Origin of the sequence: Pseudomonas sp. NPDC088322, assembly GCF_044740745.1 — a bacterium.
GTDB lineage: Bacteria > Pseudomonadota > Gammaproteobacteria > Pseudomonadales > Pseudomonadaceae > Aquipseudomonas > Aquipseudomonas shirazensis.
The window spans coordinates 13,664-25,046 of record NZ_JBIURK010000004.1 but is presented as its reverse complement, the minus strand read 5'-3'; the positions used below and the strand labels follow the sequence as shown (position 1 = coordinate 25,046).

Here is an 11,383-nt window from a genome sequence, read left to right as displayed (position 1 = left end):
AGCGGCAAGCTATTGCCCCTTATTCCTGAGTCTGTCCCGAAGTCGGCACGCCCGAGCTGGCGGATCCACGTGCGCGTGGGCTCCCCGCTCGGGCAAGCCAACTGGCGGATGGAACGGTGGGCGTGGATGACACGCCCGAACACTATTGAAACTGTGGAGACACCCACCGATGCAAACCGACACAACTCGCGAGAACCCGCAGGCCCAAGCGCCGCAGGCCGCTGATTCGAACCAGGATCTGGCTGCCACTGCGCCTGGCCAACTGCGTGTGATCAAGCGTAACGGCACTGTCGTCGCCTACACCGACGACAAGATCACCGTGGCCATCACCAAGGCGTTCCTTGCAGTTGAGGGCGGCACTGCCGCCGCTTCGTCGCGCATCCACGACACCGTTGCGCGCCTGACCGAGCAGGTCACCGCAACCTTCAAGCGTCGCATGCCGTCGGGTGGCACCATCCACATCGAAGAAATCCAGGACCAGGTCGAACTGGCCCTGATGCGCGCCGGCGAGCAAAAAGTGGCTCGTGACTACGTGATCTACCGCGACCAGCGCGCCAAAGAGCGTGCTACCCGCGCCAACAACGATGCCGTGGTCGAGCCGCACCCGTCGATCCGCATCAGCCTGGCCGACGGCAGCAAGGCGCCGCTGGACATGGCCCGCCTCAACACCATCATCAGCGAAGCCTGCGAAGGCCTGGCTGAAGTCGACGGCGAGCTGATCCAGCGCGAAACCCTGAAGAACCTGTACGACGGCGTTGCCCTGAAGGACGTCAACACAGCCCTGGTGATGACCGCCCGTACTCTGGTCGAGCGTGAGCCGAACTACTCGTTCGTCACCGCCCGCCTGCTGATGGACACCCTGCGTGCCGAAGGCCTGAGCTTCCTCAACGTAGCCGACAGCGCCACCCACCACGAGATGGCCGAGCTGTACGCCAAGGCCCTGCCTGCCTACGTTGCCAAAGGCATCGAGTTCGAGCTGCTGAACCCGGCCCTGGCCGACTTCGACCTCGAGCGTCTGGGCCAGGCGATCAACCACGAGCGCGACCAGCAGTTCACCTACCTCGGCCTGCAGACCCTGTACGACCGCTACTTCATTCACAAGGATGGCGTGCGCTTCGAGCTGCCGCAGGTGTTCTTCATGCGCGTGGCCATGGGCCTGGCGCTGGAAGAGAAAGACAAGGAAGCCCGTGCGATCGAGTTCTACAACCTGTTGTCGTCGTTCGACTACATGGCCTCGACCCCGACTCTGTTCAACGCCGGTACCCTGCGTCCACAGCTGTCGAGCTGCTACCTGACCACCGTGCCGGATGACCTCTCGGGCATCTACCACGCGATCCACGACAACGCCATGCTGTCGAAATTTGCCGGCGGCCTGGGCAACGACTGGACGCCAGTGCGCGCGCTGGGCTCGTACATCAAGGGCACCAACGGCAAATCCCAGGGCGTCGTGCCGTTCCTCAAAGTGGTCAACGACACCGCCGTTGCGGTCAACCAGGGCGGCAAGCGCAAGGGCGCGGTCTGCGCCTACCTGGAAACCTGGCACCTGGACATCGAAGAATTCATCGAACTGCGCAAGAACACCGGTGATGATCGTCGTCGTACCCACGACATGAACACCGCCAACTGGATCCCTGACCTGTTCATGAAGCGTGTCTTCGATGACGGCCAGTGGACTCTGTTCTCGCCGAACGAAGTACCTGATCTGCACGATTTGACCGGCAAGGCCTTCGAAGAGCGTTACGAGTACTACGAAGCCATGACCGAGTACAACAAGATCAAGGTATTCAAGACCATTCAGGCCAAAGACCTGTGGCGCAAGATGCTGTCGATGCTGTTCGAGACCGGCCACCCATGGTTGACCTTCAAGGACCCATGCAACCTGCGCTCGCCGCAGCAACACGTCGGCGTGGTGCACAGCTCGAACCTGTGCACCGAGATCACCTTGAACACCAACAAGGACGAGATCGCAGTCTGCAACCTGGGCTCGATCAACCTGCCGAACCACATCGTTGACGGCAAGCTCGATACCGCCAAGCTGCAACGCACCGTCAACACTGCCGTGCGCATGCTCGATAACGTGATCGACATCAACTACTACTCGGTACCGCAGGCACGTAACTCGAACCTCAAGCACCGTCCAGTCGGCCTGGGCATCATGGGCTTCCAGGACGCACTGTACCTGCAGCACATCGCCTACGGCTCCGACGCTGCCGTCGAGTTCGCCGACAAGTCGATGGAGGCGGTCAGCTACTTCGCCATCCAGGCCTCGTGTGACCTGGCTGACGAGCGCGGCGCCTACGAGACCTTCCAGGGTTCGCTGTGGTCCAAAGGCATCCTGCCACTGGACTCGCAACAGATCCTGATCGAAGCCCGTGGCCAGAAGTACATCGACGTCGACCTCAACGAGAGCCTCGACTGGGCACCGGTACGTGCTCGGGTACAGAAAGGTATTCGTAACTCGAACATCATGGCCATCGCGCCAACCGCGACCATCGCCAACATCACTGGCGTATCGCAGTCGATCGAGCCGACCTACCAGAACCTGTACGTGAAATCGAACCTGTCCGGCGAGTTCACCGTGATCAACCCGTACCTGGTGCGCGACCTCAAGGCCCGCGGCCTGTGGGACTCGGTCATGATCAACGACCTGAAGTACTACGATGGTTCGGTGCAGCAGATCGAGCGTATCCCGCAAGAGCTGAAAGACCTCTACGCCACCGCGTTCGAAGTCGACACCAAGTGGATCGTCGATGCCGCCAGCCGTCGCCAGAAGTGGATCGACCAGGCGCAGTCGCTGAACCTGTACATCGCCGGCGCTTCGGGCAAAAAGCTCGACGTGACTTACCGCATGGCTTGGTACCGTGGCCTGAAAACCACCTACTACCTCCGTGCCCTGGCCGCGACCAGCACCGAGAAGTCGACCATCAACACCGGCAAGCTCAACGCCGTTTCCAGCGGCGGCGACAGCGCCCCGGTCCAAGCCGCAGGTCCAGCACCTGTGCCGAAGGCCTGCGCGATCGACGAGCCGGATTGCGAAGCTTGCCAATAAGGCCGGCGCAGCGCTGAGCTGACACCACCGCAGCCATTACCCCCCCGGTAATGGCTGCGGTTTTTTTTGCCTGCGCGGCAGCGCTTGAGTCAGGCTTGGCGAGGCCCTTGCGACACCCGCTCGCGCCCTGTCGTCAGGCGCTTACAGGCAATCCTTCTGTTTGACCCTGATCAAGATAAAACACCATATGCAGTGTGCGGCAAAATAAAGCAGCACAAGATGTAGGAACAAATCGTATTTAGCGCTAGACTCACATCCCGTAACAAGCAGCTGGAATCGAGTGAACACAGGCGTGCTCTGCGGGTCAAAAAATTACCATCCGTAGCGGCCGAGGGGCCCCCGATCCAGCCTCGTTTCCGGTATACTTCGCGCCCCCCGAAAGGGCGAGCTGACGACAAGATTTCCAGCGCCCTGGCCCCTCGTTCGAGGACAGGCCAGGCGCTGAGCCAGACACCTTTAAATGTGACGAGAGCACGCTCTCAGCGCCCGCCGTAACGCCTTGTGGGCATTGCGCTGTACAGGCATCACTTGAAAATCCAACCGGTTGCCGCGCGCAACCCTCTAGCAGGAGCCATGACATGCTGAGCTGGGACGAATTCGACAAAGAAGACGACGAACTTGCCGTAAAAAACAGCACCCCGGCGCAGGCCAAAGCCGCCGCCACCCTCGACAAGCTCGACAGCGCCGGTGGCGCCGCCGCCCTTGAAGCGCGTGCTGCCACGGCTGCCGACTCGGACGCGGTCAAGCGTGCCAAGGCTGCCCTGGACGACCTCGACATCGCCGAAGGCCTGGCTGAACTGGAAGGCTCCGCGGCCCGCGTTGCGGTCGACGAGAAGCGCATGATCAACTGCCGTGCCGACCTCAACCAGCTGGTACCGTTCAAGTACGACTGGGCCTGGCAGAAGTACCTCGACGGCTGCGCCAACCACTGGATGCCGCAAGAGGTCAACATGACCGCCGACATCGCCCTGTGGAAAGACCAGGACGGCCTGACCGAAGACGAACGCCGTATCGTCATGCGCAACCTCGGCTTCTTCTCCACTGCCGACTCGCTGGTTGCCAACAACCTGGCCCTGGCCGTGTACCGCCTGATCACCAACCCCGAGTGCCGCCAGTACATCCTGCGCCAGGCCTTCGAAGAGGCGATCCACACCCACGCCTACCAGTACTGCATCGAGTCGCTGGGCATGGATGAAGGCGAGATCTTCAACATGTACCACGAGATCCCGTCGGTCGCGAAGAAGGCTGCCTGGGGCTTGAAGTACACTCGCGCCATCTCCGACCCGGAATTCAACACCGGCACCCCAGAAACCGACAAAGAACTGCTGCGCAACCTGATCGCCTACTACTGCGTTCTGGAAGGCATCTTCTTCTACTGCGGCTTCACCCAGATCCTGTCGATGGGCCGTCGCAACAAGATGACCGGCGTTGCCGAGCAGTTCCAGTACATCCTGCGTGACGAGTCGATGCACCTGAACTTCGGTATCGACGTGATCAACCAGATCAAGATCGAGAACCCGCACCTGTGGGATGCGGCGATGAAGGAAGAAGCCACCCAGATGATCCTGCAAGGGACCCAGCTGGAGATCGAATACGCTCGCGACACCATGCCGCGCGGCGTGCTGGGCATGAACGCAGCGATGATGGAGGACTACCTCAAGTTCATCGCCAACCGTCGTTTGACTCAGATCGGCTTGAAGGAAGAGTACCCAGGCACCACCAACCCGTTCCCGTGGATGAGCGAGATCATGGACTTGAAGAAAGAGAAGAACTTCTTTGAGACGCGGGTGATCGAGTATCAGACTGGTGGGGCGTTGAGCTGGGATTGATCTTGGTGAAGCCCTGAAACGGGCTGTCAGCTGGATTATTGGGGCCGCTTTGCGGCCCCTCTGCTTAATCTGTCATACGATGTCTTTAGCAACCCCAAACACCCCGCACCAGAGCCCTCGGGCGCGTATCATCCCCTACCCCGCCGCTGAATCCCGCCTAACACCCCATTGACAAGCTTTTTCCCCGCCGTTAATAATCCGCAAAGTCGTACGACAACACACAACAAAAACAACAATTCAGTGAAGCCCCTATGACGATCTCAGCCCTCCTCCACGCTGTTCGCCTTCGCCGTCCTCTTCAGCCCAGCACTGCCCGCGGCAGCTAGCCTTCGCGCGCAGGCTCGAAACCGTTTGGCCTGACCGGCCTCGCCTACCCCCGCCACTGCCGCTGGCCGCTTACACGCGCCTGGCATACGGAAAGCTTTACCCTCAGGGAGCACAACAATAATGAAAATCCGCCAACACCTTCCCCTCGCACTGTTCAGCGCAACCGCCTTCGGCGCATTGCCGCAGGTGAGCTATGCCGCAGGTTTCATGGAGGACGCCAAGGCCACGCTGGGCCTGCGCAACTTCTACATCAACCGCAACTTCGTCGACCCGGCCAACCCGCAGAGCAAGGCCGAGGAATGGACCCAGAGCTTTATCCTCGATGCGCGCTCGGGCTTCACCGAGGGGCCGATTGGCTTTGGTGTGGATGTGCTGGGGATGTGGTCGGTCAAGCTCGATGGCGGTGGCGGTACCTACGGCACCGGGCTGCTGCCGCGGCATGATGATGGCCGGCCGGCAGATGACTATGGCCGCCTTGCAGTGGCGGGCAAGGCGCGGATCTCCAAGACTGAGTTGAAGATCGGCGAGTGGATGCCGGTGCTGCCGATCCTGCGCTCGGACGACGGTCGTTCGCTGCCGCAGACGTTCCGCGGCGGTCAGGTGACGTCCAACGAGATCGCCGGGCTGACCCTGTACGGCGGTCAGTTCCGGGGCAACAGCCCGCGTAACGACGCGAGCATGGACGACATGATCTACGGCGGCGCTGCCTCGGACCGCTTCAACTTCGTTGGTGGTGAGTACAAGTTCAACCAGGACCGCACCTTGTTCGGGCTGTGGAACGCGGTACTCAAGGACGTCTATCAGCAGCAATACCTGCAGGTCAGCCACAGCCAGCCGGTCGGCAGCTGGACTCTGGGCGCCAACCTCGGTTACTTCCAGGGTGAAGACGACGGCGCCAAGCGCGCGGGCGAGCTGGACAACAAGACCTACTCAGGGATGTTCTCGGCCAAGGTCGGCGGCAACACCTTCTATGTCGGCCTGCAGAAGGTCAGCGGCGATACCTGGATGCGGGTCAACGGCACCAGTGGCGGCACCCTGGCCAACGATAGCTACAACGCCAGCTTCGATAACGCCAACGAGCGTTCGTGGCAGGCGCGGCATGACTTCAACTTCACCACTGTCGGCGTCCCTGGGCTGACCCTGATGAACCGCTACATCAGTGGCCGCGAGGTGCACAGTGGAGCGGTTACCGATGGCAAGGAGTGGGTGCGTGAGTCGGAGCTGGCCTATGTGATCCAGAGCGGTACGTTCAAGGATTTGAGCATCAAGTGGCGCAACTCGACCATTCGCCGCGACTTCAGCAGCAACGAGTTCGACGAGAACCGTTTGATCTTCAACTATCCGTTGCCTCTGCTGTAACAGCGGTTTATGGGGTGTCAGCGCTGGCCTCTTCGCGGGTGAACCCGCTCCCACAGGGGTCGCTGGGAGCCTGTGGCAGTGACAAAAACAGACACGGCAAGCATTGACAACCTTGCGAATCACTACCGATAATCCAGCACAGTCATACGACAACCTACAACAACTCAAAACAAACGAGCTTGCCATGACTATCACACCGTTCAAGCGCCTGCTGCTCACCGGAGCCGCAGGCGGCCTCGGCCAAGTGCTTCGCGAGCGCCTCAAGGGTTACGCCGAAGTACTGCGCCTCTCCGACATTGCACCCATGGCACCTGCCACCAGTGCACAGGAAGAAATCGTCGAATGCGACCTGGCCGACAAGGCCGCTGTGCACCAGTTGGTCGAAGGCGTCGACGCCATCTGCCATTTCGGCGGTGTTTCGGTCGAGCGGCCTTTCGAAGAAATCCTCGGCCCTAATATCTGCGGCGTGTTCCACCTCTACGAGGCGGCGCGCAAGCATGGGGTCAAGCGGATCATCTTCGCCAGCTCCAACCACACCATCGGCTTCTACAAACAGGACCAGCAGATCGACGCTCGTGCGCTGCGGCGCCCGGACGGCTACTACGGGTTGTCCAAGTGCTACGGCGAGGACGTTGCCAGCTTCTACTTCGATCGCTACGGCATCGAGACCGTCAGCATCCGCATCGGCTCGTCGTTCCCCGAGCCGCAGAACCGGCGGATGCTCAGCACCTGGCTGAGCTATGACGACCTGACCCAACTGATCGAGCGCGGCCTGTTCACCGAGAAAGTCGGCCACACCGTGGTCTACGGCGCCTCGGCCAACCGTGACGTGTGGTGGGACAACCGCCATGCCGCGCACCTGGGCTACCAGCCGAAGGACTCCTCCGAGGTGTTCCGCGCCAAGGTCGAAGCGCAACCAGCGCCAGCCGCCGATGACCCGGCGATGGTGTATCAAGGTGGCGCGTTTGTCGCTGCCGGGCCATTCGACTGATTCACCACGCGCAAGGAGGCTGTCTACCGTGAACTACGAACTGATCGTGGATGCACGCAATGCCACCGGCGAAAGCCCGGTGTGGGATGTTGCCGAGCAGGCGCTGTACTGGGTCGATATCCCTGCCGGCCAGCTGCACCGCTGGACGGCCGCAGATGGCGCTCATCAAAGCTGGCAAGCGCCGCAGATGCTCGCCTGCATCGCCCGCTCGGCCAACGGCAGCTGGATTGCCGGCATGGAGGATGGCGTTTATGCGCTGACTGCCAATGCCCAGGGCAAGCTCGACAGCCGCCTGCTGAGCGCGGTTGAACATGGCGCCGAAGGCATGCGCTTCAATGATGGCCGCTGCGACCGCCAAGGCCGTTTCTGGGCCGGCAGCATGCTGATGAACATGCAGCAGGCGGCGCCGCTGGGTGCCCTGTATCGGTACGACGGCGAGGGCCGGCCGCTGCACCTGCAGCTGGACCAGATGATTGTGCCCAACGGCCTGGCGTTCAGCCCGGACGGTACGCGCATGTACCTGTCCGACTCCCACCCCGACGTGCAGCGCATCTGGCAGTTCGACTACGACATCGACACCGGCACCCCGCACAACCAGCGCCTGTTCGTTGATATGCGCGGCTTCCCGGGCCGGCCTGACGGCGCTGCCGTGGATGCCGACGGCTGCTACTGGATCTGCGGCAACGATGCAGGCCAGGTGCACCGCTTCACTCCCGATGGACGACTGGACCGCTCACTCAATGTGCCGGTGAAAAAGCCGGCGATGTGCGCCTTTGGCGGGCGCAACCTGGACACCTTGTTCGTGACCTCGATCCGCCCCGGCGGCGACCTGCACGATCAGCCGCTAGCCGGTGGCGTGTTCGCCCTGGACGCGGGCGTGCAGGGCCTGCCAGAAACAGCCTGGCGCGGCTGAACCGAATCCCGCTGCACCCGTGCGATACCCAAATAATAACAACACTGGAGCGTCACCATGGTCTTCAAACGCAAGCTGCTTCTGGCCGTACTCCCGTTGGCGATCAGCCTCTCCGGCACCGCCTCGGCGCTGGATATCAAGTTCGCCGAGATCCATCCGGCCGGCTACCCGACCGTAGTTGCCGAGCAGAACATGGGTAAAAAACTCGAAGCCGCCAGCAATGGCGAGATCACCTTCAAGATGTTCGCCGGTGGCGTGCTCGGCTCGGAGAAGGAAGTCATCGAACAGGCGCAGATCGGCGCGGTGCAGATGACCCGGGTCAGCCTCGGTATCGTCGGCCCGGTGGTGCCGGATGTAAACGTGTTCAACATGCCGTTCGTGTTCCGCGATCACGAGCACATGCGCAAGATCATCGATGGCGAGATCGGCCAGGAGATCCTCGACAAGATCACCAATTCCGAATTCAACCTGGTCGCCCTGGCCTGGATGGATGGCGGCACGCGCAGCATCTACACGAAAAAACCAGTGCGCAAGATCGAAGACCTCAAGGGCATGAAGATCCGTGTGCAGGGTAACCCGCTGTTCATCGACATGATGAACGCGATGGGCGGCAACGGCATTGCCATGGACACCGGCGAGATCTTCAGCGCCTTGCAGACCGGGGTGATCGACGGCGCGGAAAACAACCCGCCGACCCTGCTCGAGCACAACCACTACCAGAGCGCCAAGTACTTCACCCTGACCGGCCACCTGATCCTGCCTGAGCCGGTGGTGATGTCCAAGACCACCTGGGAAAAGCTTACGCCTGAGCAGCAGACCCTGGTGAAGAAAGTCGCCCGTGAAGCGCAGATGGAAGAGCGTGCGTTGTGGGACGCCAAGTCGGCCGCCAGTGAAGAGAAGCTCAAGGCTGCCGGGGTGGAGTTCATCGTGGTCGACAAGAAGCCGTTCTTCGACGCCACTGCGCCAGTGCGGGAAAAGTACGGCGCGCAATACGCCGATCTGATGAAGCGTATCGCCGAAGTCCAGTGACCTGCGGCTCCCTCCCCAGCTAGATGCGGCTGCACGGCTACGTGCAGCCTCGGTGGTGCTTTATGAAAACACTTGTGTTGCGTGTCAACGATACCTTGTACAGCGGTTGCATCTGGGTGGCGGGGCTGTCGATCCTGACCATGACGCTGATCATTCCTTGGGGCATTTTCGCCCGTTACGTGCTCGGCAGCGGCTCGAGCTGGCCGGAGCCGGTGGCGATCCTGCTGATGGTGGTGTTCGCCTTCATCGGCGCGGCCGCCAGCTATCGGGCCGGTGCGCACATGGCGGTGACCACGGTTACCGACCGCCTCCCACCGGCACGCCGCAAGGCTGTAGCACTGCTGGTGCAAGTGTTGATGCTGCTGGTCTGCGCGTTCATGACCTTCTATGGCATCAAGCTGTGCGTGACTACCTGGAACCAGTTTCTCGCCACCCTGCCGTCGATTCGTGTGGGCATGACCTACGCGCCGATCCCGGTCGGCGGGGCGATCACCCTGCTGTTCGTGCTGGAAAAACTCTTCTATGGCGATCAGAGCCATCGCCAGGTGATGCGCTTCGATGTCGTCGAAGAAAGCGAAGGAGCTGCATAAATGGATGCGTTCATTTTGTTGGGCAGCTTCATCGCCCTGATCCTGCTGGGCATGCCGGTGGCGTATGCGTTGGGCCTGGCCGCTCTGGTCGGGGCCTGGTGGATAGATATTCCACTGCAGGCAATGATGATTCAGGTTGCCAGCGGGGTTAACAAGTTCTCGCTGCTGGCGATTCCGTTCTTCGTGCTGGCCGGCGCAATCATGGCCGAGGGTGGCATGTCGCGGCGGCTGGTGGCGTTTGCCGGGGTGCTGGTGGGGTTTGTCCGTGGCGGCCTGTCGCTGGTCAATATCACCGCCTCGACCTTCTTTGGCGCGATCTCCGGTTCGTCGGTGGCCGACACCGCATCGGTCGGTTCGGTGCTGATCCCGGAGATGGAGCGCAAGGGCTATCCGCGTGAGTTTTCCACGGCGGTGACCATCAGTGGCTCGGTGCAGGCACTGCTGACTCCGCCCAGCCACAACTCGGTGCTGTACTCGCTGGCGGCCGGCGGCACGGTATCGATTGCCTCGCTGTTCATGGCCGGGGTCATGCCAGGGCTGTTGATGAGCGCGGTGTTGATGGGCCTGTGCCTGATCTTCGCCAAGCGCCGCAACTACCCCAAGGGTGAGGTGATCCCGCTGCGCCAGGCGCTGAAAATCGCCGGTGAAGCGCTGTGGGGCCTGATGGCGATGGTGATCATCCTCGGCGGCATTCTGTCCGGGGTGTTCACCGCGACCGAGTCGGCGGCGATTGCCGTGGTCTGGTCGTTCTTCGTGACCATGTTCATCTACCGCGATTACAAGTGGCGCGACCTGCCGAAGTTGATGCACCGCACGGTGCGGACCATCTCGATCGTGATGATCCTGATCGGCTTTGCCGCAAGCTTTGGCTACGTGATGACGCTGATGCAGATCCCGTCGAAGATCACCACGCTGTTCCTGACCCTGTCGGACAACCGTTACGTGATCCTCATGTGCATCAACTTCATGCTGCTGCTGTTGGGCACGGTGATGGACATGGCGCCGTTGATTCTGATCCTGACGCCGATCTTGCTGCCGGTGATCACTGGCATCGGCGTCGACCCGGTGCATTTCGGCATGATCATGCTGGTCAATCTGGGCATTGGTTTGATCACGCCGCCGGTGGGCGCGGTGCTGTTCGTTGGCTCGGCCATCGGCAAGGTCAGCATCGAGGCGACGGTCAAGGCACTGCTGCCGTTCTATGTGGCACTGTTCCTGGTGTTGATGGCAGTGACCTACATCCCGGCTATCTCGCTGTGGCTGCCGAGCGTGGTGCTGTAACTGTGACAGGCGGGC

General features: G+C 61.4%; 8 protein-coding genes. All 8 read left to right on the top strand.

The window, feature by feature from the left end; translation table 11 throughout:
• Positions 1-169: 169 nt before the first annotated feature.
• The 8 genes from ACIOAU_RS10880 to ACIOAU_RS10845 all read left to right on the top strand — a co-directional run bounded on the left by ACIOAU_RS10880 (position 170) and on the right by ACIOAU_RS10845 (position 11,368).
• The gene (locus ACIOAU_RS10880; protein WP_101321772.1) at positions 170-3,049 is read left to right on the top strand and encodes a ribonucleoside-diphosphate reductase subunit alpha; all 2,880 of its coding nucleotides are present in this window, start codon (positions 170-172) and stop codon (positions 3,047-3,049) included.
• Between the two features lie 578 nt (positions 3,050-3,627).
• Positions 3,628-4,878: a ribonucleotide-diphosphate reductase subunit beta gene (locus tag ACIOAU_RS10875; RefSeq protein ID WP_181108957.1), complete on the top strand. Its 1,251-nt coding sequence runs from the start codon at positions 3,628-3,630 to the stop codon at positions 4,876-4,878.
• Between the two features lie 447 nt (positions 4,879-5,325).
• Complete coding sequence (locus ACIOAU_RS10870) at positions 5,326-6,564, top strand: OprD family porin (protein WP_401181879.1); 1,239 nt, start codon at positions 5,326-5,328, stop codon at positions 6,562-6,564.
• A gap of 184 nt (positions 6,565-6,748) precedes the next feature.
• Entirely contained in the window at positions 6,749-7,555 is an 807-nt protein-coding gene (locus ACIOAU_RS10865) for an NAD(P)-dependent oxidoreductase (protein WP_181108948.1), read from the top strand.
• Positions 7,556-7,583: 28 nt separating this feature from the next.
• Positions 7,584-8,468, top strand: a complete 885-nt coding sequence (locus tag ACIOAU_RS10860; protein WP_101321776.1) for an SMP-30/gluconolactonase/LRE family protein — start codon at positions 7,584-7,586, stop codon at positions 8,466-8,468.
• Between the two features lie 57 nt (positions 8,469-8,525).
• Entirely contained in the window at positions 8,526-9,497 is a 972-nt protein-coding gene (locus ACIOAU_RS10855) for a TRAP transporter substrate-binding protein (RefSeq protein WP_150570951.1), read from the top strand.
• Between the two features lie 62 nt (positions 9,498-9,559).
• Complete coding sequence (locus ACIOAU_RS10850) at positions 9,560-10,087, top strand: TRAP transporter small permease (RefSeq protein WP_181089951.1); 528 nt, start codon at positions 9,560-9,562, stop codon at positions 10,085-10,087.
• Positions 10,088-11,368, top strand: a complete 1,281-nt coding sequence (locus ACIOAU_RS10845) for a TRAP transporter large permease (protein WP_101321779.1) — start codon at positions 10,088-10,090, stop codon at positions 11,366-11,368.
• Positions 11,369-11,383: the final 15 nt, after the last annotated feature.

Excerpts from the sequence above, each read along its gene's own strand:
- ACIOAU_RS10880 (WP_101321772.1), top strand. The coding sequence starts at position 170 with ATGCAAACCGACACAACTCGCGAGAACCCGCAGGCCCAAGCGCCGCAG.
- ACIOAU_RS10875 (WP_181108957.1), top strand. The coding sequence starts at position 3,628 with ATGCTGAGCTGGGACGAATTCGACAAAGAAGACGACGAACTTGCCGTA.
- ACIOAU_RS10870 (WP_401181879.1), top strand. The coding sequence starts at position 5,326 with ATGAAAATCCGCCAACACCTTCCCCTCGCACTGTTCAGCGCAACCGCC.
- ACIOAU_RS10865 (WP_181108948.1), top strand. The coding sequence starts at position 6,749 with ATGACTATCACACCGTTCAAGCGCCTGCTGCTCACCGGAGCCGCAGGC.
- ACIOAU_RS10855 (WP_150570951.1), top strand. The coding sequence starts at position 8,526 with ATGGTCTTCAAACGCAAGCTGCTTCTGGCCGTACTCCCGTTGGCGATC.
- ACIOAU_RS10850 (WP_181089951.1), top strand. The coding sequence starts at position 9,560 with ATGAAAACACTTGTGTTGCGTGTCAACGATACCTTGTACAGCGGTTGC.
- ACIOAU_RS10845 (WP_101321779.1), top strand. The coding sequence starts at position 10,088 with ATGGATGCGTTCATTTTGTTGGGCAGCTTCATCGCCCTGATCCTGCTG.